Genomic DNA, 24696 nt, shown 5'->3' on the forward strand with positions numbered 1-24696 from the left:
TTATTAAATAAATAACTATTTTTAGAGTTTTCAATAAACCCCGGAGCACATTATTTGTGCAGACATTTTATTATCTCAATACCCACTCAAGTATGTCACGTGCCAATTGTGCTGGCCTCTACGATCGGGCAAGAAGAGAGTTTCAGATGACTATGTTGAAATTGCTCCATCCAGTTTTGAAATTCATCTGCTGGCATAGGTCTTGCAATAAAGTATCCCTGTACAAAGTCACAGCCATATAGTGCCAGTTGATCCCATTGCTGTTGAGTCTCCACTCCTTCAGCTACTACTTTACGGCCCAAATCATGTGCCAGATCTATGGTTGACTGGACGATTCTGGACGACTCCTTACTCTCGATCATCATGGATACAAACGATTGATCAATTTTAATGTAATCGACTGGCAATTTTTGTAAATAGCTGAGCGACGAATAACCAGTGCCAAAGTCATCGATATACATAGAGATACCTATCGCACGCAACTCCCGTAACACTTGCAAAGAGAACTCAGCATCATCCATCACCATACTTTCGGTGATTTCGATTTCGAGTAAGCCTGGTTGCGCATCAAATACTTCCTGCAAATGCAAAATTTTTCCTACTAATTTGTCGTCACGTAAATTGCGTGACGACAAGTTGACTGCGATGGGTAAAGCTTTTCCGTCTTTTCCCCAGGTCTGATTCATGCGCAAAGCTGTTTCAACTACCCACTCTGTCAATGGCTTAATTAAACCCGTGTGCTCTGCAAGGCTGATAAATTCACCAGGTGGTATCAATCCTCTCGTTGCATGTTTCCAACGGACCAAACCTTCGGCACCACATATTCGTCCAGTACTCATCTCAACTTTAGGTTGCAGATATAGCCTAAGGTCACCAGCTTCTATCGCATGCTTTAATTCGCCAGCCATATTCAGGTGACGTGCCTGATCTTGCTTTTGCACCGGATCAAAAATCACATAATCGGCGCTTTGCCGTTTTGCTTGCATTGCCGCCATATCGGTGAATCGCAACAAATCATGCGGCGTGTTACCGTGCTGCGGAAATAGGGCAATACCAATTTTTACCGAAACATCAATAGGAATTCCAGAAATCATGAACGGCGACTGCAATGACTTCTCTATATTCTGAACACAAGCAATTGCATCTTCGGTACCACAATCAGGTAAGAGAATGCCAAATTCGTCGCCACGAAGGCGAGCAACTATTGCCTCGTCCGGAACAAGTTGTCTCAAGCGTGCACCTAGTTCTTTGATCAACTGGTCACCTTGGCTGAAGCCGAGAGCGACGTTAATCTCGTTCAAACGTTCAATATTCGTTTGAAGGATAGTGAACGCTTGTGGTTGTTTACCGCTGTTAATGGCCGCAACGATAGATTCAACAAACTGGGTTTCGTTTGGTAATTCAGTCAAAGTATCGAAACGCGTGAGACGCTCTATCGCCAGGCGCGTTTTTTTCTTTTCTTCGCGTCCGCGAAGTGTGCTTAATCCAAACGCGAGATCATCGGCCATCTCTGACAGCAGGGCAACTTCCTTGTCTCCAAAAGCATCCATTTCGCTTGCATAAACGGCGATCGCACCAATGGTCTGGCCTTCAACATACAGCGGACAGGCAATCGCACAAGCGCAAGGAGAAAATTTTTCAGACCATAGTGCATAGTATGGATCAGACTGTAAATCTGCCACGACTGAAGTTTGCGATGTCCTCACAGCCGTCGCAACAACACCACGGCCATATGGATTATTACCCCAACTCACCTTCATTTCATGCAAACCAGAAAGCCCTCCTGGAAATCCGGTTTCTGCCATCGGCATCATTGTTCTAAACTCATCATCGATGCGGTATAAGACGATGGCCATTGCATAGTTACCGACGTCGACGATGGCTTTGCACATGCTGTCGAGCAGCGCCTGTTCATTTGTAGCATACAGCATCGCTTTATTTCCAGCGCTGATGGTACATAAGGCCCGGCTAACACTTTCCAGTTGATAAACCTGCTGCTCCAGTTCATTGTTCAAGGTATTAATTTTTTCTTCCGCGTGCTTACGTTCTGTAATATCAAGACCAAGCACGTAGTAACCGGAAATAATGCCTTCGGCGTCGTGTTTCGGAATGTAATTGATTGCTTGCCAGACCCCAGGAAACGGTTGCCAGTCATAACTCTGCGCACGCCCCTGCAAGACTTTTTCTATCATCGGCGCAGCGACCACATAGCGATTTTTTCCTAGTATTTCTTCTACAGTCATACCGGAAATATCTGCTTTCTCCGCCGCAAAGCGTTCATGGTATTGCTGATTTACATAGACATAGCGTTGCTGTGCATCGACAAACGCAATCAGAGCAGGAACGCTATTGATAATTTTTTTCAGATGCTGTTCGCTTTCAAGCAATTGCATGCTTCTTTCGCGTACGCGTAGCTCAAGTGTCTCATTTTGTTCGAGGATGATTTTTTGCGCTTGGCGTGCGTTTGTTTCATCCCGGAATACGATGACAGTACCGCTAATTTGCATGCATGAATTACTGATTGCAGCAACACTGCCTGCAATCGGATATACATGATGGCTGCGAGAAATCAGTACCGTAGGCCGCAAAGCTTGCATGTGTTCGCCACCCGCCGTAATCTCTGCTATTTGAGCGGATACTGGTGAATTTTCTTCTTCATGGATTAAGTAAAGAACTTCGTCAACATGCCTGCCTTTTGCCTGGACAAAATCCCATCCTGTTAAGAGTTCTGCCACAGGATTCATACGGATAATATGCGCATTCTTATCAGTCGCGAGTACTGCATCACCAATCGAATGCAAAGTTGTGCTGAGATTTTCTTCACTATCAGCGAGTGCCCGCTGAAAGCCAACATTGGTACGCAGCTGCGATAGAAACAATAAGTAAGTGCCTCCCAAACTGAATAGCAACAATAGAGCTACACCACTGCTAATGCTTGCCATCTGGATACGTGCCTGGACAAAGTCGCGATTTTTCATCTCCAATAGCGACATTTCCTGATTTTCCATTTCACGCAGGATGCTGTACATACGCTGCCTGGTTTCAATCAAGGGGGCGGTTGCAATATATGCAGTTGCGGCTGCGTAGCCCTCTGTTTTTCGTATCAATTCGGAATGTTTGGAGATAGCGATACGTTCATTGACAACATTACGCAAGCGCTTCCAGTTTTCTTGCTGGCTTGCATCGTCTGCAGTCAAGATCTTGATACGTTCGAGAGTCTTCTCTCTATCAATAATTTTTGCGTCTCGTTCTGCGAGCCAGTGCGCCTCTCCGGAAAGCCGGAAATTCTGACTGGCGTATTCCACCTTAGTGGCATCATTGTTTGCACGTAAAATAAGATCCAATACTTTATGCGCATGCGCAACCAGCTCCGAAGCCTCAGCGGCATCTTTTGCGACCTTCCAAATACTGACCGTCAAACTGACGACAACGACAGCCGCAGCAACAAACGCTGTCAGTATTGTCCTTTTAGATTTGGAAAATCGCTTCAAGGTTTGCCCCACCTGATCTACCCGAGGTACAGTCCCATGCTACATCCACCAAAACATCTCTTTGTATAGTAGTCCATTAATTTCGGGCAATACTCGAAATTAATGAAAAATAACAATAGTGCTTTTTTCGGTTTGAAGATTGTTTTTTTGTTTTTTTATTATCAAAAAATTATGCACTCAGTGTATAACGAAATGATAATTTAATGTAAAGGAAGTTCGATCAGAAATAAAATTATCGATCTGATTTACTAATGCTTGTTATGCAGCGGGAATTTCCAGCATTCCCCGCTTTTCTTGCGAAATGGGAACCCAGCAGGAGTGACGATGTCCGGGTCGCCTCTTTTTGCTTCATTTTTCTTGGCAAGAGACAAGAAAGGGAGTGATTATTGGTCTCCCTCCAGCTTGCAATCATCAATGATAAATACAGGTGTTGAAGAGCGGACGAGTAAATCACTTCAAGGCTTACTAAAAACGCCTCTGGAACGCCAGCCCGGTGGATTCCTGCCAACAGCGCGCAGGAATGACGCTGCCATGTACAGCACAATTTCAGAAGAATACGTTTGGACTACATTACAAATAGTGCAGATTATTTCCCGCTTAACATCAACACGCTCTTCGCATGCACCACAACATCCTTCTCATTCAAATACTGCGGCACATAAGCCCCAGCCGCAAACGCTGCCGCCTGATCATTGTAGTGTGCATCAAATAAAACCCCGCTCTGCCCTACAGGATTGATACCTAAAGCTTTCGAGGCATCGGCAAAATCAATCAGGCGTCGTGTCGATGGGCCATATACTACGTCCCACGGTGCTGGCCCTATTGCTGCTGCCAGATTATTCGGCAGCTCGCGCCCGCCAGCCACTTCAAACGGGCCTATGTTGAATATCTTGTCCAAAGGTTTTTGCTGTGAAAGCGGATGCTTGTGTGTCAGCGTATGCGCCTTGCCCCAGGTCCATTGCTTGCTGTCCGCACCAAACGTCTTTTGCAAATGCGCGATGCTGTCGCGCCATGCCAGTGCCAGGATATCGTCGCGAGTTTCGACCGCTGCTGTTGAGCGATTATCCCACCAGGGTGACCTTGCATCGGCCAGCAGGCGTGGCAAGGCATAGTCAAGAGCACGGGTACGCAAGAGATTTTTGAACTGTACTTCACCCACCTCATCGGCCATCGCCGCATAGATGATCTGATACAGCAATTGGCTGAAGATGGTGGGTGCTATGCTATTCGCCTGGTAACTGCCATCCCATTTTTCCAGTTGCTCCAGCAGGCGTTTGCCATCTGCATCAGTTATTTGCTTGCGCAAAATCGGCAATATGGATGGCAAAATCTGAGCGACATAATCGGTCTTGTTTTCAAGTTGCAGAGCCTGGCTGTTTTTGGTATCCCACTTCATGCCAGGTTTCGACAACAAGGCTTCCAGCCTGCGTGCGCGCTCGTTCAGATTGTAATAACCGGGGATAGCAAAATCTGCTGCTGGCAAAGGTTGTTGATTTGCAGAGACGATAAAACCACGAGCTGGATTTACTTCATGCGGGTTATCAGCAAAATCAGTAAAGCCGGGTTTGTCAGCCTCTGCTGTACTGCCATCAAGTATGAAGGCCGGATTCACATCCGTGGGCCGCTTGACCAGTTTCGCCGCCGCCCACCAGGCGATATCGCCTTGCACATTCGCCCACACCACATTCAAACCGGGTGCATGGATATTGCTGGCAGCATGGGCAGCAATTTCTTTTGTGCTCGCGCGATTCAATTCATAAAAAGCGTCTAGTACAGGATTTTCAGTTTCCAGAAATGCCCACCACATGGCGATGGGCTTGGCAGTCTGATCTTCGCCCCAGGCCTGACGGAAGGCATCGCTGATGATGGGGCCATGAGGGGACGTTCGCAATTGCAGTTTAACTGCGTCCGCACCTTTGACCTTGATGATTTCTTCACGGCTTTGCAAATCCACCCATTGTTCTTTGACCCAAACTTGATTGGAATTTTGCGGGTTGATTTTTTCAGCTATAAAGTCAACATCGTCGTTCTGAAACATGGTCAGCGTCCAGCCAAAATTCTGGTTGTGCCCCAACAAGGCAAAAGGGTTAAGTGCCTGGTGATGACCATATAATTCAAAGCCTGGCATTTTGAGATGGGCTTCATACCAGACTGCGGGTGCCGAGTAAGCGATGTGCGGATCACCCGCCAGCAAGGGTTTGCCGTTGGCAGTATTCTTGCCAGCAACTACCCAGGCATTACTGCCTTCGAACTGTGGCAAGCCAAACTCCTCGATAACTTGCTGACTCGTCGTTGCGATGCGATTCATCCTGCCCCAGTCTGTCGCGCTCAATGGCAAAGACTTGATGACACCTTCGGGATACCAGGCAAAATCAAAAATGCGCAAATAATCTGCGCCCAGCTTGTCACGTATCTGTGTCAATACTGGTTCAGAACGGAAGGCTGCTGCAAAGCTATAAGCCATATAACCAGACACTGCGACCGTATCTTCTGCAGTAAATGGACGTTTGGGTATACCCAGCAATTCAAATTCCAGAGGTGATGCGTGGGTAGCCTGATATTGGTTGATGCCATCAAGGTAGGCATTGAGTGCTTTGACTGCGGGGGAGTTTTTATCGAATCTGGCAGCATAATCGGCAGCATGTTTGCGCAAACCCAGGGTACGGAAAAGACGGTCAGTATCCAGCAGTTTTGGACCAAGAATTTCTGCCAGTTCACCTTTGGCCAGGCGACGCACCATTTCCATTTGAAACAGCCTGTCCTGTGCATGTACATAACCCAGGGCGCGATATAAGTCCGCTTCATTTTCTGCTTCTATATGCGGCACACCACGCTCATCATATTGCACCGTCACTTCGGCTTGCAGGCCTGTCAGCACCTGATTGCCCGAGCGTTGCACGCGCTTGCCATATATATGGACGGTGGCAACGATGATGATTATCAGCAGCAAGGCGACCAATACAAGCAGACTCCATTTCAGCAAGCGTTTCATCAGTGAGCTTTCAATGTGGCATAGTGTTCAGATTCTACACTCAGTCGCAAGAATCACGCTGAGCGCGCTGCAGTCAATATTATCAATAATTCATCATCAGAAAAAGAGCATCATAGACTATTGATTTTGACTCACCTATCATCATCTATACCTTTTGCTATTTGCTTAGCCCACGCTCGCCCACTATTCTGGACTGCGCATGACCACTTCCCCAGCAACACCCACCTCCACTGCTGAAATTTCCCAGCGTAGCAGCTTGCAAACCCTTAAAGGCTTGCTTCCCTTTCTCACACCATACAAGATGCAGTTTGTATTAGCCGGTATTGCCTTGCTGGTGGCGGCCAGTGCCACATTGGCAATACCTTATGCTTTCCGCCAGATGATAGACCTGGGATTTGGCGGCGGTGATCACAGTATCAAGCATGTGGACCTGACCTTCATTGCCCTGTTCGGAGTGGCCTGCGTGCTAGGCATAGCCACCGCTGCCAGGTTCTACATGGTGTCGTGGCTGGGAGAGCGAGTAACGGCAGATATACGCAATGCGGTGTATTCGCATGTGGTCACGCAGAGCCCTGAGTTTTTTGAAACCACGCAAACCGGTGAAGTGCTGTCGCGCCTGACTACCGATACCACACTGATACAAACCGTGGTAGGCACCAGCATCTCCATGGCTTTGCGTAACTTCCTGCTTTTCCTTGGTGGCCTGGTGATGCTGTTTATCACCAGCCCCAAACTGTCATCCATCATCATCGTCATGCTGGCAGTGGTGGTCTTGCCCATCATTCTGTTTGGTCGTCGTGTGCGCACGCTCTCACGTGATTCACAAGACCGGATTGCCGATGCATCGGCAATTGCAGGTGAAATACTGAATGCCATGCCGACCGTGCAAGCCTTCACCCATGAAAATATAGAAGCCCAGCGTTTTTCTGGCACAGTGGAAGGTGCTTTCAAAACTGCCATGCGCCGCATACGTGCCCGCTCACTATTGACAGTGATGGCTATCTTGCTGATCTTTGGTGCGATTGTTTTTGTATTGTGGCTGGGTGCCCACGCAGTGATGCAAGGCCGCATGAGTGGCGGCGAACTGGGTCAGTTTATCCTATATGCATCCATCGTGGCGGGTGCTGTTGGTGCACTGTCTGAAGTCATGGGCGATGCCCAGCGTGCTGCCGGTGCAACCGAGCGCCTGCTGGAATTGATAGAAGTCAAATCACCAATACAAAATCCAGTACAGGCACTGAGCTTGCCTACCCGTGCCGAGCATGATCCCAGAGGCGCGTCACTGTCATTGCAGGGACTGGAATTTCATTATCCTTCGCGCCCCAAGACTGCCGCTTTATTGAATCTGAACCTCGACATACAGCCTGGCGAAACTGTTGCCATCGTTGGCTCTTCAGGTGCGGGCAAGACCACCTTGTTCCAGATGCTGCTGCGTTTTTATGATCCACAGCAAGGCAGGATCACTCTTGATGGCATCAATATACGCGAGTTGAGCCTGCATGAATTGCGTGGCGCAATAGGCGTGGTGCCGCAAGATACAGTCATTTTCTCAGCCAATGCCCTTGAGAATATACGCTATGGCCGCGCTGATGCCAGCGATGCAGAAGTGATAGCAGCAGCGAAAATGGCAGCAGCGCATGAGTTTATAGAAAGGCTACCGGAAGGCTATCAATCCTTCCTCGGTGAGCGTGGTGTGCGCCTGTCTGGTGGGCAAAAACAAAGGATAGCCATTGCCCGCGCCCTGCTGAAAAACCCGCCGCTGCTGTTGTTGGATGAAGCCACCAGCGCACTGGATGCAGAGTCAGAACGCCTGGTACAAGGTGCACTGGAAGTGGCCATGCAAGGCCGCACTACCCTGATCATTGCCCACAGGCTGGCAACCGTGCAGCGTGCCAACCGTATCATCGTCATGGAACATGGCTGTATTGTGGAAACCGGCACCCACTCCTCGCTGGTAGAGCAAGGTGGGGTCTATGCGAAACTGGCGGCATTGCAGTTTGATTTGCATAGGAATGAAGAATAGCAATCAAACAATAATAAATCAGTAAATCGTGGCAAAATAGCCAACTCATCAATAACACTTACCAAGGAGACCATGATGATAGGCTACATTACCCTGGGCACAAATGATGTCAAGCGTGCCGCCGCTTTTTACGATGCGCTGTTGGCAGAGATAGGTGCCAAACGTACTATGGAATCAGAAGGTTTCGTCGCCTGGGGAGTCAGCCCCAAACATCCCGCACTGGGCATTATCACGCCGTTCAATGGCGAAGCGGCGACCGTAGGTAATGGCAGCATGGCAGCTCTTGTCGTCAAAACCAAAGAGCAGGTGCAAGCTGTGTATAACAAGGCCATTGAGCTGGGTGGAAAGGATGAAGGTGGGCCAGGACCAAGGGGCGACAGTGGTTTTTACGCTGCTTATTTCCGCGACCTGGATGGCAATAAATTGAATGCGTTCTGCATGGGTGGTTAAGTTTTAGCTGGCTGTTGCAAGTCGCTCGATTTGCAACAGCCAACGATTGCTATTTAGTCGCTCGCCGTTTCAAGTGCCGTAGCAACCGCAGCAAGGATGCGCCGGGAAAATTCTTCATCTTCCGCCACGCGCGCCAGCACAACTGCCCCAACCATACTGGCCAAAGCCAGCATGGCCTTGCCTTCTCTTTTTTCTTTCGTTTCGCCAGGCAGCAAGTCCTCCAGCACGGCCATCAAGTCATGCGCACCTTTGTCGGCAGCCTTGCGCACTGTCTCGTTTTGCCTGGCCATATCTGACCCAAGGGCGGCAAGAGCGCAGCCCCTGCCCGGCTTGTCCCTGTGCGCAGGAGACAGGTAATCGTTGGCGATGCGTAACAGGGCGGTTTCTGGAGATTCCACCTGCCACTTCTTCCAGCGCTCTGCTGAGCGCCCCAGACTCAGTGCGCAGGTTTGCGCAATCAAGTCTTCTTTGGAAGAAAAGTTTCCATAAAAGCCACCATGGGTCAGGCCAGCGCCCTTCATCAGATCAACCACGCTGACGCCGTCATAGCCACGTTCCCGGAATAGCTGTGAAGCCACATCCAAAATACGTTGGCGATTTTCATTTGCCTGCTCTCTGCTGACTTTCATGGCACTACTCCATCAATAAATTCTCTTGACATTATAGATTATAAACGTAATATATACAATCATGATGATCATAATTTAAAATCAGGTCCGCCCTTACATTCACGGAAAACAGTATGAATACCAGGAACAATCTATTGAACAAATACCCCGCCATCTGGCTGGTACTGCTGGGCACTGCAGGCACTTTTGCCCTGACCATGGGCGCACGGCAAAGCATGGGCTTGTTTCTTAGCCCCATGAATACTGCCACTGGCCTGGGCGTGGGCAATATCAGCCTTGCCTTCGCCTTTGGGCAATTGTGGTGGGGTCTGACACAGCCATTCGCTGGCGCCTTTGCCGACAAAATGGGGGCTGGCCGCGTCTTGTGTGTTGGCATCGTTCTGGTGGCCGTAGGTACTTTCATCACGCCACTGATGACGACTACGGCAGGCCTGATCTTTGCCATAGGCATGCTGGCAGCAGGTGGCGCGGGCATGGCCGGGCCTGCTGTGCTGATGGCAACTGCCACCCGCATGATCCCGGCAGAAAAGCGCGGCATTGCGACTGGCATCGTGAATGCTGGAGGTTCTTTTGGGCAGTTCCTGATGGCACCGATCGCCATCACGCTCATGGGTTTGTATGGCTGGAATAATGCCATGCAGATCATGGGCATACTGGTTTTGTTGGCCTTGCCCGCTGCCTATCTCTTGCGTGGCAAACCCGTACAAACTGCCAGTAGCGGACAAGCGCCTGTCAGTACGTCCAAAGCGATCGCTATTGCCCTGAAAAATCCCAGCTACCTGATGCTAGCGGCAGGCTTTTTTGTTTGTGGCTTCCACGTGGCATTTCTCGCCACCCACTTGCCTGGCGTGATCAGCCTGTGCGGCTTGCCTGCAGAATTTGGTGGCTGGGCACTGGCCATGCTGGGCCTGTTCAATATCATAGGCAGTATTTCTATGGGTTGGGCAGTCGGCAAATGGCGCATGAAATCTCTGCTGTCCTTACTGTATGCGACACGTGCCATAGCCATCATCCTGTTTTTGCTGGCACCTAAAACCGGCACCGTTGTGCTGATGTTTGCTGCCGTGATGGGACTGACTTTCTTGTCCACCGTGCCACCGACTGCTGGCCTTGTTGCCAAGTTGTTTGGACCTGCCAATATGGCCAGCCTGTTTGGCATCGTCATGCTGACACATCAAATCGGTGGCTTCCTTGGTGTCTGGCTTGGTGGCAAGGTGCTGGAAGCAAATGGCAATTTCAATTTGCTCTGGTATATCGATATCACGCTGGCAGTTGCTGCGGCCCTGGTGCACTTGCCCATACAGGAAAAACAATTGCAACTGCGGGCGGCATAAACCGCCCTGCATCATCATGAAAGCTGGGTTTATTTAGTTTATTTAGTTTATTTAGTGGCTGAATAAACCTGCTTGCCTGCTACCCAGGTTTGCAAGACCTTGATCTTGTAAATATCGGTGGCAGGCATGTTCAGCATATCCTGATCGATGAGAATAAAATCTGCCCACTTGCCTGCTTCCAGCGTACCCAGGTTATTTTCCTGATGCGCTGCATAGGCTGCATCAAGAGTGAAACAGCGCAAGGCCTCTTGCACAGTCATGGCCTGATTGGCATACCAGCCTTGCGCAGGCTTGCCTGCCATGTCCTGACGAGTGACGGCTGCATGTACTCCCCAGAATGGATTTGGGGATTCAATAGGGAAGTCAGAACCACAGGCGATGCGTGAACCCTGCTTCAGGAAACTGCGCCAGGCATAAGCCCCCTTGATGCGTTCTGTCCCTACCCTGTCCTCGGCCATATTCATATCAGATGTCGCGTGAGTAGGCTGCATGGAGGGCAAGATACCCAATTGCTTGAAACGCGGAATATCATCCAGAGCCACGACTTGTGCATGCTCTATGCGGTGGCGTAAGTTGCTCGATGCTGATGCTGGCAAGCGGGCAAAGCCGTCCAGTATCTGGCGGTTACCAGCGTCGCCTATCGCATGCACATTTACCTGGTAGCCTTTGCTGGCAGCTTTTTCTATCATCGCGTACATGTCATCTCCTGTCTTGAACAGCAGGCCATGCGTATGCGGCGCATCTGAATAAGGCGCCATCAGGGCCGCGCCACGACTGCCAAGCGCACCATCAGCAAACAGTTTGACTGCACGCAGAGAATAAAAATCACGTCCATATGTCAGCAAAGGCCCCTGCTGCGAAACTTTATCGAAAAATCCATCGGTGCCACGTACCATGCCATAAATGCGCGTCGTCAACTTACCCTGATCTGCATATTCACGGAATAACTTATCGGCAGATTCTGAGACTCCCGCATCATGCGCACTGGTGACACCGACCTTCGCCAGTTCCAGCAAGGCCAGGTCCAGGGCAGCCCTCTGCTCGGCATTTGATGCCGGCGGCACTACCTTGTCGACCAGGCGCATGGCTGCATCTACCAGTATGCCAGTAGGCTTGCCCTGCGCATCTTTTTCTATCTTGCCACCAGCAGGGTCAGGCGTACTTTCTGTAATGCCAGCCAGCTGCAAAGCCTTGCTATTGGCCCAGCCAGCATGGCCATCCACACGCGACAACCAGACCGGACGGTCTTTGACTACTGCATCAATTTCTTGCGCAGTTGGAAAGCGACCCAGCTTCCAGTTAGCCTGGTTCCATTCACCACCGATGATCCACTGATTCAAGGGAAAGCGAAGCGCATAGTCAGCAATTGCCTTTTGCGCCTCTGCCAGATTGGCGGTGGCACGCAAACCCAGTTGCATCTGGCTTGCACCCAGACTGAGCACATGGCCATGTGCATCTATCATGCCGGGCAATAGCGTTTTACCTCCACCATCTACATGTTTGGATTTAGGTAATTTGCTTGCCAGGTCAGCCACTTTACCAACCCCGATAATCTTGCCAGAGTCATCAAAAGCCAGGGCTTGAAACTGCTGCAACTTACCCTCCTGATTCAAGGTGTAGCCGCGAACATTATCGATAATCGTGTCGGCAGTTGCCAGATCCGCACTCAGTGCAGTAAAAGCAGTCGCAAGTGTCAATATCAAGGGTTTCAATGTGCTTTGCATAGATCATGTCCAGATTGAATAGATACGTCGATGAGGATGTGTATTGTATTTCAATATTCTTTGGCAACATCTGTTTTGCAGCAGCCTATATTTCATTGTCATATAGCTTGAACATCGAATTATCAAACCAGGGAAAAATTCGTTTTAGAAAAACTTAGACACATTTAGACATACGTTATCAAAAATTGAGGCAACTTAGACCATCTTACTTATAAGAAAAGGTAAAATCCGACTCGACAGCCATGTAACAGATGTAAAACTTGTCATTCAGCTGACATTTTTCTTGACGCTGCAAACTGCACTTGCGTACACTCACACGATTCTGCAATCCACGTCGACTATGGTCGATTAGACAATTCATTGCCTATGAAACGATTCCGACTAAGCTCCCCAAGCATATTGACTGCCGCCCTGCTAGCTGGCCTGGCACCACAAATATGTCTTGCAGATGCTCCGCCCCCAGTTTTTGCCCTGGTATCCGCACCAGAAACCACCAATTCAGTACAAGCTGCTGCCGCCAGTCAGGCCGTCAATCTGGAATTGCCAGCTGACGTAGCCAATTTTGATTACACCGACAAAACCACCGACTTGTGGGAACGAGTACGCGCAGGTTATGCCATACCTGACCTGGAAAACCAGTTGGTAGCAAATCAACTGGCCTGGTATGGCACCCGTACCGAATATATTTTGCGCACAGTGCAGCGTGGCTCACGCTATCTTTACCATGTGGTAGAAGAGCTGGAAAAACGCGGCATGCCAACTGAACTGGCCCTGCTTCCATTCATAGAATCTGCTTTTAATCCACAAGCCATTTCCACTGCCAAGGCAACTGGCATGTGGCAATTCATGGCAGCGACAGGTCGAGATTTCAACCTCAAGCAAACCATGTTCAAGGATGACAGGCGTGGTGTACTGGACTCTACCGATGCTGCCCTGAATTATCTGGAAAAGCTGTACGGCATGTTTGGCGACTGGCAACTGGCACTGGCAGCGTATAACTGGGGCGAAGGTTCAGTCCAGCGCGCCATCAAGAAGCAACAGGCACTGGGTTTGCCGATAGACTTCCAGAGTCTGTCTGTGCATATGCCGAATGAAACAAAAAACTATCTGCCAAAATTGCAGGCTGTCAAAAATATCATAGGCCACCCGGAACAATTCAATCTGGCTCTGCCCAAGCTGGATAATCAGCCTTACTTTGTCTCAGTTGAAAAAACCCGTGATATTGATGTCCGTGTTGCCGCACAGTTGGCAGAATTGCCGCTTGATGAATTTACAGCACTAAACCCGCAATTCAGCCGCCCTGTTATTGCCGGTGGTAGCAATACCAAGATTTTGCTACCAACTGATAACGCAGCCCTGTTCAAAGAAAACCTGAACAAATGGCAAGGCCCGCTGTCCAGCTGGTCCGCCCACACTGTACAAAAAACTGAACGTGTAGAAGCGCTGGCGACCAAACTGGGTCTCAAACCTGAAGTGGTACGTGAAGTGAATTTCATCCCGGCGAAAATGATGGTCAAGGCAGGCTCGACCTTGCTGGTACCAAAGTCTTCCAAAACGCCAGATCATGATATCTCGTTAGAAATCGCCGAAAAAGCACAACTGGTCATAGAAAAAACCTCTACCCGCCAGGTCAGCTACAAGGTCAGTAAGCACGATAACCTGGCTGGCATTGCCAAACGCTTCCGCGTCAGTGTCGCCGAATTAAAAACCTGGAACCATCTGAAGCGTGAAAACGTCGCCCATGGTCAGACCTTGCATATACAAACGCCGGTCGTTACCCAGGTGAATCAAACCAATATACTGGCAAGTGCAGGCAACCGTCGTGCGGCACCGACACCTAAAATCGTCCACCGCTCAGCCGCACCTGCACGCCATGGCAAAACTCTGCTTGCCAACCTGAAAGCAGGCAAAAAGAAACACAGTTAATCAAGCTGCCCGGACAGGGCTGCTCAGATCAGGCAAGCCCGTCAGTTTCCATGCAAAATCCAAAATCCTCACATGCAGATGTGAGGATTTTGCACTTCTGCAGACATCTCCACACGAGCACATACGACCCGACCTTGCAGCCAGGGATGGCTAGCCGGAATTAACGCCATCTGCAAACAGGTCTTGCCACCACTATCGTATCTTGATCACGACCTTACCTTTTGCACGCCCGCTTTCGACATACGCCATGGCGTCATTACTTGCTTCAAATGAAAACACCTTGTCTATCACCGGGCGTATTGCCCCAGCATCGATGAGGGAAGTAATCTCACGCAATTGTCTACCATGCGCTCTCATGAATAGGAAAGAGTAACTTATATTACGACGCATGGATTTCTTCCTGACGCCAAAACTCAGCATGCGCATGATCAATTTCACGAACCAGGGAGCACCAATTTCCTCTGCAAACGCTGCGTCCGGTGGCCCGGAAATTGAAATGAGTTTTCCACCAGGTTTTAGTATTTGCAGTGATTTTTCCAAGGTCTTTGCGTCCTGGCTATTCAATACCACATCGTAATCCTGCAAGATTTTTTCGAAATCGTCTTTCTTGTAATCGATCACGACATCTGCGCCCAGACTCTTCACCAGATCAATATTCGCACTACTGGTTGTGGTAGCGACGAATGCACCCAGATGCTTCGCCAATTGAATCGCAAATGTTCCTACGCCGCCCGACCCGGCCTGGATGAATACCTTTTGTCCTGGTTTCACATTGGCTTTTTCAACCAATGCTTGCCAGGCTGTTAAACCTACTAACGGGATAGAGGCAGCTTCCTCCATGCTCAGTGATACTGGTTTCATGGCCAGCGAGTCTTCCTTGATAGCGATGAATTCTGCAAAAGCACCAATCCGAAAATCATCTGGCCGGGCATAAACCTCATCGCCCAGCTTGAACTGCCGTACTCTGGAACCTACTTTGACCACGACCCCGGCCGCATCATGACCCAGAATAAGCGGTAAGCGATAAGGCAGGATGAGTTTAAATCCACCGTCGCGTATTTTGGCATCCAGCAGGTTAACCGCTGCTGCGTGAACCTGGACCAGGACTTCGTCATCCCGTATATCCGGTACCGGCATTTGACCAATTCGCAGCGCACTCTTTTTCTGGTAACGATCGACAATAGCAGCTTTCATCATGCTTCACTCCAATTTATTAAAATAAGGTCTCTGGTAAAAATCAACTCGCCGGCTGCTGGTGCGGATAACTTTGCATGTCATTTCCGGCTTGGATCTCCCCAGAACAAGAAGCAAGAACAGCGTCTAAGCTTCGAGCCGCAGGTCTTTACGTATCCCGGCATCCATCAGGCCAGCCGGCGCAAAGGTGCGCAGCAAGCGCAAGCGATTTGCCAGGCTACCTGCGGTGTAACGCAATTTAGGATGCTGCACGCTGGCAGCCTTCAACACTGTCTCAGCCACGACTTCAGGCCCCTCAGCTGTTTCCATTACTTCTTTAATTCTCTTATTCACTGCAGCACGAATTTCACGATACTCTTCCATCTTGGTGTCGGGTTCCAGCATGTTCGTGTCGAATGCTGTTTTGGTGTAAGCAGGCTCGATCACTGTGACGCGGATACCTCTGGTGCGCAGTTCATGATCCAGGGATTCAGAATAAGCTTCGACTGCATGTTTGGTCGCAGCGTACAAAGCTCCGTAAGGCATGGGCAAGAAACCCAATACCGAGCCGATGTTGATGATGCGGCCAACACCCAGGCGTCGCATATGCGGTACGACTGCCTGAGTTACCCGCAGGAGCCCGAAAAAATTCGTATCAAATATCGCCTGGGCCTGCGCTATGGAGATTTCTTCCGCTCCGGCGGGGGCAATACCTATCCCGGCATTATTGACGAGCAGATCTATGCGCCCGCTCAAACGCAGCACCTCATTGACAGCTGCCGTGACAGATTCATCGCTGGTCACGTCCAATGACAACATCTCAAAGGATTGCTCAGCCGTTGCGCTCCCACCTCTGCTGGTACCGTAGACCTTATAACCGGCTCTCGCCAGCCTCTTGGCAGTAGCTGCACCTATGCCTTGCGAAGCACCTGTCACCAGCGCTATTTTTTTGTTCATCATATTCTCCAATTTATATGACTTGTGTGCTTCATGGGTAGTAAGGAGCAAATTTCACAACAAAATATGATAATCATCATATTTTAAATCAAACAAAAACCTGTAGATATCCGCAGGAATCACTTATCGGAAGGAGCGAGTTTTTCCCGCGCTGCTTCAAGAAAGCTTTCAGACAACTTGGGATCATCAACAGCTCGTGCCATCAACATGGTACCCACCATGGTAGCGACCATCATCAGCGCCTTTTCGTGCGCCCCTGGCTGGCCCCAGTCTGGCAGTTGACGGGCCACGACATCTATCATCTCTTTGATGCGGCGGGTAGCTGCACGCCGCACCTCAGGTGCCTGCCTGGGCATCTCCGAACCCAGGGCAGTGACGGGACAGCCAGTTTCTATGCTGTCGAAATGCTCCTTTGACAGATAAGCCTGTACCAGCGCCTGCAATGCCTGCTCTGGCGGTACTGCCGCAGCAATGTGGGCGGAAGCAGCCACCGCTTCCGCCCCTGCCCTGTCCGCAGCCTCGGCCAGCAATGCTTCGCGTGAGGCAAAATGACTGTAGAAACCGCCGTGCGTCAAGCCAGCCTCTTTCATGAGGTCAGCGACACCAGTGCCGTCATAGCCACTACGTCGTATTGCACGGGCAGCAACTTCAACGATACGCTCGTGCGTAATTTCTTTGCGACTAGTACCTTTCGGCTTTAAAGAATTATTTCCCATGACGATCATCATATACTATTTTGAAATAAGTTGCTGGATAACGGCTTAAAAAAATCCAGGACTTCTCATGAACTGCGAGAAACCTGCGGCCTGGCTAACTTGCCAGCTTAGACTCAGAGAGATGCAGAGAGATGCAGAGAGATGCAGAGAGATGCAGAGAGAAGCAGGCGAACTGCTGACAGCTTCATCCGTCATTTTTGCGAAGAGCAAGCTTGTCAGCCAATTTATCACTTGAGCAAATAAAAAAGGGTTCCAGCAATTTGCTGGAACCCTTTTTATCAAACCAATCAAACTATGCAGACTACGTTATCAGCAAGCCTATCAGAAGCTATAACCCAGTGCCACGCAATACACGACAGGACGGAAATCTATCGTCGTTTTACGCTCGATACTGCCAGTCGTTGCTGTCATGTCTGATTTGACTTTAGCAGCAGCGATGGTGGCAGTGACAGACCAGCGTTCATCATATTGATATTTGACGCCTAACTGACCAGCAAGACCAACGGAATCCTTCAAATCAATCTTGGTTGGTCCACCGGTTGCAATATTACCTACTGCGGTCGATTTCGCATCGAAGAACTGGGTGTAGTTCAAACCAAGGCCTACAAAAGGACGGAAAGTAGCAGTCGGCGCACCAAAATTGTAGTTGATGAAGAAGGTAGGTGCGCGTTGTTTGACTTTGGAAATAACACCGTAAGGCGCCAAAGTGCCGCGACCAGTTACTTCATGCTCAGGTGGGATACCAGCCACAAAATCAAAATCAAGATGATCATTGATACGGCGAGAATAGCCCAGTGCCAGCGTATTTGCATTCTGCACGATCAGGCCGGCGGGTTGTGGCGTCAGGAATGCCGGGCCATTGCTGGTGAAATCAGGAGACTCAGAATGTACCTGCACATTGATGATACCTGCACGTACTGTATTTTCAAAAGCATGTGCAGAAGAAACGCAGGCCAGACCAAACAAGGCGCTAACAGCGAAATGAATTTTTTTCATGATGGCGTCCTCTCTTATTTAGCCAAAACTTGCTGGAAGAACGCACGGGATGCGGCATTACAGAACGGTGGAACCAGAGTACCGTGGTACTGGCTGGCGACCGCTGTTGTCGGATCTACTTTGGCAGCGATAGCAGCATTGATAGCTGCTTGCTTGCTTTGGGCAAAACCAACTTTAGCTGCAGCGAATGGGTCAGCTGCGCTGGTTGGCGAAGAATCAACGTCCAGTACTGTCAAAGCTGCTGCTGGCAAGCCTTTAGCCTGGAAGAAGCCTGCTGTTGCCTGGGTGCTGGCAAAGAACACCGTAGGATCACCATTACCACCGCACAGCATGACTGGTACGTTAGGTACATAGTTACGCAAGTCATTTCTCACGCCAGCCTTACGGAAAGGATTGGCAGGAGTGCAGCTCAAAGGATCTGCTGGATTGACGTTGCAAGGATTTTTCTGTGCATCAGCCAGATAGGTATTGCGATAGCTGGTTTTCACCAGGTTACCGTCACCAAAGAAAGCCGCAAATGCAGGAGAAGATGGACCTGGCAGAGAATCTTTGGCAAACATGGCGTATGCAGGCAATTTACCAGTCGTGAACAGGTCATTGAAAGTCAGCGCACCTGGCAACAGAGTTTCTATGCCGGTTGCGTATTTGTCTTCATACACTTCGTTCGGGCTGGAGTACAGACCACCGTAGGATTTTTGCCAGCTGGTTGTGATCAGCGGGATAAACACTGTGCCCCCTGCGTTAGGGCTACCAGCAAAAGTTGCGTCACCCAGCAAGGACATCGCATAAGGGCCAGACATGCCAGCCAACGCGCTTACCTTGAATTCAGATGCATAGGTTGTTTGCATGGCGCGTTGCGTTGCCATGGCAACGTGACCGCCTTGTGAATAACCACTGATGACCAGCTTGCCAGAATCCTGCGCGCCGATAGTCGCGAAAGCCTTGCGTGCAGCACGCAGGGAATCGACCATGTCATTGGCTTGCTGTTCAGCGTTCAGGTAAGGATGATAAGTCAATGCAGAAGTATCGTAGCCTGCGTAGTTAGGTGCAACAACGATGAAACCTTGCGCTGCATACATGGCTGCCATCAGGATGGCTTCCGAGTTGTCACGCAGGTTGGCCATGTTGAAAGATTTTTCTACTGTCGTGCCATGGGCATACAGGATGACCGGACGTGGGCCGGTACAGGCCGGGTCGCTACCAGATGGAACCATGATGGCACCAGTCGCATCAGTCGCTTCATTAGCGCCGCCGACCGTAATGTACTTCATGTAGTAGGTACTGATTTCGCACTTGGGTGCACCGGTGATTTGTGTCAAACCAGGTTTGGCGGCATCCAGGGAAGCTTTAAAGACAACCGGATCAAGCTTGGTCAATGCAGGACCACTTGCCTGGGGAATAGGCACCAGTACAGGTGGATTGGCGACCAGTGTGCCGCGGGCAGGTGTGTTATCGATGACTGGACCAGCACTACCGCCGCCACCGCAAGCCGTTAAAACGGCAGCAGAAAGCAGACCCAGTGCTATGTGAGTTTGACGCATTGTTGTCTCCTGTTAAGTATTTTTTTGCAAGTCAGTAGATTTAACCAGCACCATATAAAATGGAACGAGCGTTCTAAAACTTAGCAAGTAGTATGTCATTTACGCAATTTGATGAATAGCGAAAATTTCACATCTAGAGTAAACACTCTTAAAAAATCAGCCTGAACTTGCCCCAGGGATTTTCCATGCGGGGCAAATACAACACTCTTAAAATTTCAAGAAAAAAGAGACCAGAACAGCGTCTCTTTTTCCGGGCGGCAAGTATACCTTTTCCTATATCTAAACGAGCTTTTTTATTATAGTTATTTTTATGAATTAATCTCTGGCGACCACACCCACATCATTAATCATCGCTGCAGGCGGGCTGACCTCTGGCTCATGATAAGCAAAATAAGCTTTCGCCTTTTTACCCAGATTATCCAGATAAGTATAGGCAATCGGCACGACGAGTAAAGTCAGCAACGTCGAGGTGATGATGCCGCCTATGACGGCCCTGCCCATCGGTGCCTGGGTTTCTGCCCCATCGCTGATACCCATGGCCATGGGCAGCATGCCAAAGATCATAGCCAGCGTCGTCATCATGATGGGGCGTAAGCGTACCTGCCCGGCAGCCAGCACGGCATCAAACTGGCTCATGCCCTGCTTTTGCGCCTGATTGATGAAATCAACCAGCAAAATCGCATTCTTGGTCACCAGGCCCATGAGCATGATGAACCCGATGATAGAGAAAATATTCAGCGTGCTACCGGTAATCAGCAAAGCCAGCAACACACCGATCAATGAAAACGGCAAGGCCGTCATGATCGCCAGTGGTTGCAGGAAGCTGCCGAATTGTGAAGCCAGAATCAGGTAAATAAAAATCACCGCTATGCCCAGCGCTGCCACGGCCGCACTGAAAGACTCTTGCATTTCCCTGGTCTGTCCGCCGATATCAAAACGGTAGCCGGGCGGCAGTTCTATGGTCTTGACCAGGTTTTGTACTTCAGTACCAACATCACCTGCCGGGCGCCCTTCGACGTTGGCATATATCGCTGCCCTGCGTTGCAAATCCTGGCGTTTGATGACGCGTGGACTGGTGCTTGGAACAAATTGCACAACCTGACGCAAAGGCACCATCATGGGTTTGCCATTTGCATCTATCTTGCTACTGGCCAGAGACAGGTCTGCCAGATCAGAAATTTTTTGCCTGCCAGACTTGGGTAACTGCACATTGATTTCATAATTCTGGCCGTCCGGTGCCAGCCACTGCCCCAGAGTATCGCCTGCAACAAAGGGACGCAGAGCCGAGCCTATTTGCTGCACAGACAGGCCCAGGTCATTCGCCAGTTCATTATTGACCTTGACGAGGACAGTGGGATTAGCACCGGTCAAACTACTCTCAAGGTCAGCGATGCCTTTGATGCCTGCCATTTTTTTCATGACGCTATCGATAACATCTTGCAGCTTGTCAGCATCCGGGCCGAGTATCGCTACATAGATGGGCTTGTCAAAACCCACAGCCATTTCTATGCCGGGTATGCTTTTCAAACGTTCACGAATTTGTATCTCCATCTGCTTTTGCGACTTGCGATGCGTGACACGCTTTTCGCTGAGCTTCATATTGATTTGCGCGGTGTTTCGTTCATTCTCGATACCGACCGAAGTGTTGATGGTCTGGATATCTTTCATCTCCTTGAGGACAGCTTCCACCTGCCGGGTTTTATCATCGGTATATTGCAGGCTGGATCCAACCGGAGTTTTCAGATTGATAGTGATCTGGCCCTCATCAGCCTCAGGTACAAATTCCGTTCCTATCATAGGCACCAGAAAGAAACTGCCGACAAAAAGTGAGGTCGCCAGCAACAAGGTAGTTTTCCGCTTGCGCAAAACCAGTTGCAATAACTTGCCATAGATGATGTGCAGCTTGTCTATGCCATGCTCTATGCCGCCCATGAACTTGGCCAGCCACGGCAGGCGCTTGAAGCGGTTTTCTTCAGGATCACGCCATACCGATGACAGCATGGGGTCGAGGGTAAAACTAACGAACAGCGACACCAGCACCGCCACGGTTACCGTAATGCCGAACTGAAAAAAGAATTTACCTATCATGCCCTGCATGAAAGCCACAGGCACAAACACGGCAACGATGGCAAAGGTCGTGGCCATCACAGCCAGGCCAATTTCATTGGTGCCGTCTTCTGCCGCCTGCTTGTGCCCCTTGCCCATGCCCAGATGCCGCACGATATTTTCACGTACCACAATGGCATCATCAATCAACAAACCTATGCACAGCGACAGCGCCATCATGGTCAGGAAGTTCAGGGTAAAACCAAAAGCCTTCAACGCAATGAAAGTGGCAATCACTGAAATAGGCAAAGTCAGGCCAGTGATGATGGTGCTGCGCCACGAATGCAGGAACAGGAAGACAATCAACACAGTCAGGCCCGCGCCTTCGAGTATGGTTTCTTTCACGCCGTCGAGAGAGTGTCTGACAAAATCAGCATTGTTTTCACTGACCGTCATCTGCACATCCTTGGGCAAGCGTGTTTTGAGATCAGCAATTGCTTCTATGATGCCATCCCCCACCTCAACGATATTCGCATCCTGTATCTTGCTGACAGCGATGGCGACTGACCGTTGTCCGTTCACGCGTGAGATGGAATATTCTTCCCTTTCACCGTCCTGCACTTCAGCAATCTGCTCCAGATAGACTGGCGCACCGGCGCGGCGGGCGACGATGATTTTATTGAAGCCACGGGTATCAGCTATCTTGGCTTCCAGTCTGACCAGTTGATCTTGCGAGCCACGCGTGATCAAACCGGCAGGCATGTTTTGATTGGTGGTCTGTATCGCAGTCAACACTTCATTGACGCCGATATGATTGGCCGCCATACGGTCAGGCAAGAGCTTGACCTGCACCTGGCGCACCACTGCACCACGTACATCAACGCGACCCACACCCGGCACGCTTTGTAATTTCTTGACGATGATCTGGTCTGTCATATTCGACAGATCACGCAAGCTGCGCTCACCAGAACTTATCGCCATTTGCACGACCGGGCGACCATTACCGTCACCACCCTTGACGATGAACGGGTCTTTCACATCACGTGGGAAACCGGGGCGTATCTGCGCAACTTTGTCACGCACTTCCTGCAAGACCTTGTCACCATTGACTGACAACTGGAACTCTATCCAGATACCGGCACGGCCCTCATAAGAACTGGCCATGATGCGCTTGACGCCGCTGATAGTATTGACGACATTTTCTACCGGCTTGGTGATATCGTTCTCGACGATCTCTGGTGAAGCGCCGGGATACATCACTTCCATCCAGACACCGGGCGACTCCACATTGGGCATGTTTTCCAGGCCCAGGCCCTTATACGAGAAAATACCCAGCACCATCAGGCCCACCATGATCATGGTGGCAAACACCGGATTTTGTATACTTACTTTGGTCATCCACATGGCTTAGACTTTCGACGCTGCATTGGACTTGGGCATCTTCACCTTGCTACCGGCTTTTACGCCATCCAGACGGGAAGAAATCAGCACGGCACCAGCTTCCAGCCCCTGCACAATCTGCACCTTGCCTTCGTCATCGCTGCGCAATCCCAGCTTGACGGTTTGCATCTTCACCTGCTCATTGATGATTTGATAGACGACATCATTACCATTAACTTGCCGCACCGCTGTCAGCGGCACTGTCGTGGCTGCCGCTGATTTTTCCAATACCAGACTGCCTTTGGCGAACATGCCGCCGCGTAATGCAGCATCCGCATTGTCCACGGCTACATATACCATCATGGAACGTGAACCTGCTTCAGTCGCAGGGTTAATGCGCGCCACCTTGCCGACAAATTCACGGCCACCAAAACCATCAACCTGAAACACCACTTTTTGCCCCGCCTTTACCCTGGGTATTTCACTGGCGGGCACTTGCGCCTCCAGCGTCATATGGCTGAGGTTGACTATGCTATACAGTGCTGTATCTGGCGATACTTTTTCACCCGGCTGTACATGACGCTTGCTGATGAAACCATCCAGCGGTGAGCGCACCTGGGTATCTGCCAATGCCAGTTGCGCAACCTGTTTTTGTGACATTGCCGACTTCAGACTGGCTTGCGCCAGCTCCAGTCCATTATGAGTAGTGTCATAAGCATTTTGCGAAATATAGTTTTGCTTCAGCAAAGTTTCGTTCGACAGGCGGTTCTTTTGCGCCAGCGCCAGCCTGGCCTGTGCTTCATCCACTGCAGCTTCTTGCGTGGTCAGACGTGCATGTAAATCAGCGGCAGTAAAACGGGCAATGATTTGCCCTTTTTGTACTGCCACGCCTTCTTGCAAGGGTGCTTCTGCCACTTCGGCAATGACTTTGGCACGCACGGTGACCTGACTTTCTGGCACCAGCGAACCCGAGATGGGCAATTGCGCCGATAACTCCTTGAGTTCAGCGCTGGTGATGTCGGCTGCAGCCAACTCATAGATTACTTCCTTGTCTGCCTGTTTTTTTTCATTGGTGCTGGCCTGTGCAGTCATCTTGCTGGAATAAACCATCCAAAGTGCACTGCAAATTGCCACGGCAACAACTGTTATGACGGGAGTACGCCATTGAATTTGGCCCTGGGCATTACGAAAGCGAAATTTGTTTTGCATGATGAAGATATTCCAGTGTGAGTGCGCTATATCCGCGCTGCCGCCAGGCAGGCCAGACTTTGTTTTGCGGTTTGACTGAAATGTAGACGATAAGTTCATCAATTAATAG

Annotated in this window: 15 protein-coding genes; 4 read left to right on the plus strand and 11 right to left on the minus strand. The window is 50.0% G+C overall.

All coding sequences use genetic code 11. The features are described 5' to 3' along the window. Nucleotides 1-95 precede the first annotated feature (95 nt). Nucleotides 96-3491, minus strand: a complete 3396-nt coding sequence (locus AC07OI_RS06760; protein ID WP_495256659.1) for an EAL domain-containing protein — start codon at nt 3489-3491, stop codon at nt 96-98. Between the two features lie 586 nt (nt 3492-4077). Next, nucleotides 4078-6483, minus strand: a complete 2406-nt coding sequence (locus tag AC07OI_RS06765) for a penicillin acylase family protein (protein WP_495256660.1) — start codon at nt 6481-6483, stop codon at nt 4078-4080. Nucleotides 6484-6682: 199 nt separating this feature from the next. On the opposite strand from AC07OI_RS06765, the gene AC07OI_RS06770 reads away from it, so the two are divergent. Continuing rightward, on the plus strand, nt 6683-8506 hold the full coding sequence (locus AC07OI_RS06770) for an ABC transporter transmembrane domain-containing protein (protein WP_495256661.1): 1824 nt from the start codon (nt 6683-6685) through the stop codon (nt 8504-8506). A gap of 72 nt (nt 8507-8578) precedes the next feature. After that, on the plus strand, nt 8579-8956 hold the full coding sequence (locus AC07OI_RS06775; protein WP_492702580.1) for a VOC family protein: 378 nt from the start codon (nt 8579-8581) through the stop codon (nt 8954-8956). A 53-nt stretch (nt 8957-9009) separates the two neighbouring features. On the opposite strand, the gene AC07OI_RS06780 is transcribed toward AC07OI_RS06775, so the two are convergent. Beyond that, nucleotides 9010-9585: a TetR/AcrR family transcriptional regulator gene (locus AC07OI_RS06780; protein ID WP_495256662.1), complete on the minus strand. Its 576-nt coding sequence runs from the start codon at nt 9583-9585 to the stop codon at nt 9010-9012. A gap of 113 nt (nt 9586-9698) precedes the next feature. Between AC07OI_RS06780 and AC07OI_RS06785 the strand changes: the two genes are divergently transcribed. Further along, complete coding sequence (locus AC07OI_RS06785) at nt 9699-10919, plus strand: MFS transporter (protein ID WP_495256663.1); 1221 nt, start codon at nt 9699-9701, stop codon at nt 10917-10919. Nucleotides 10920-10966: 47 nt separating this feature from the next. Here the strand turns inward: AC07OI_RS06785 and AC07OI_RS06790 are convergent, their stop codons facing one another. Continuing rightward, complete coding sequence (locus AC07OI_RS06790; RefSeq protein ID WP_495256664.1) at nt 10967-12643, minus strand: amidohydrolase; 1677 nt, start codon at nt 12641-12643, stop codon at nt 10967-10969. 366 nt (nt 12644-13009) lie between these two features. Between AC07OI_RS06790 and AC07OI_RS06795 the strand changes: the two genes are divergently transcribed. Next, nucleotides 13010-14569: a transglycosylase SLT domain-containing protein gene (locus tag AC07OI_RS06795; protein WP_492702574.1), complete on the plus strand. Its 1560-nt coding sequence runs from the start codon at nt 13010-13012 to the stop codon at nt 14567-14569. Nucleotides 14570-14761: 192 nt separating this feature from the next. Here AC07OI_RS06795 and AC07OI_RS06800 read toward each other — a convergent pair whose 3' ends face one another. The 7 genes from AC07OI_RS06800 to AC07OI_RS06830 form a co-directional block, all read right to left on the minus strand. Beyond that, on the minus strand, nt 14762-15763 hold the full coding sequence (locus AC07OI_RS06800; protein ID WP_495256768.1) for an NADP-dependent oxidoreductase: 1002 nt from the start codon (nt 15761-15763) through the stop codon (nt 14762-14764). 126 nt (nt 15764-15889) lie between these two features. Continuing rightward, complete coding sequence (locus AC07OI_RS06805; RefSeq protein WP_495256769.1) at nt 15890-16699, minus strand: oxidoreductase; 810 nt, start codon at nt 16697-16699, stop codon at nt 15890-15892. A gap of 119 nt (nt 16700-16818) precedes the next feature. Continuing rightward, the gene (locus tag AC07OI_RS06810; RefSeq protein WP_492702572.1) at nt 16819-17427 is read right to left on the minus strand and encodes a TetR/AcrR family transcriptional regulator; all 609 of its coding nucleotides are present in this window, start codon (nt 17425-17427) and stop codon (nt 16819-16821) included. 309 nt (nt 17428-17736) lie between these two features. Further along, a complete protein-coding gene (locus tag AC07OI_RS06815) occupies nt 17737-18411 on the minus strand; it encodes an OmpW/AlkL family protein (protein WP_492702571.1) in 675 nt (224 codons plus the stop codon). 14 nt (nt 18412-18425) lie between these two features. Then, nucleotides 18426-19952: an alpha/beta hydrolase gene (locus AC07OI_RS06820; RefSeq protein WP_495256665.1), complete on the minus strand. Its 1527-nt coding sequence runs from the start codon at nt 19950-19952 to the stop codon at nt 18426-18428. Between the two features lie 315 nt (nt 19953-20267). Continuing rightward, on the minus strand, nt 20268-23396 hold the full coding sequence (locus AC07OI_RS06825) for an efflux RND transporter permease subunit (protein WP_495256666.1): 3129 nt from the start codon (nt 23394-23396) through the stop codon (nt 20268-20270). A gap of 9 nt (nt 23397-23405) precedes the next feature. Continuing rightward, nucleotides 23406-24587, minus strand: a complete 1182-nt coding sequence (locus AC07OI_RS06830; RefSeq protein WP_495256667.1) for an efflux RND transporter periplasmic adaptor subunit — start codon at nt 24585-24587, stop codon at nt 23406-23408. Nucleotides 24588-24696: the final 109 nt, after the last annotated feature.

The organism is Undibacterium sp. GW821-FHT07F11 (genome assembly GCF_059418665.1).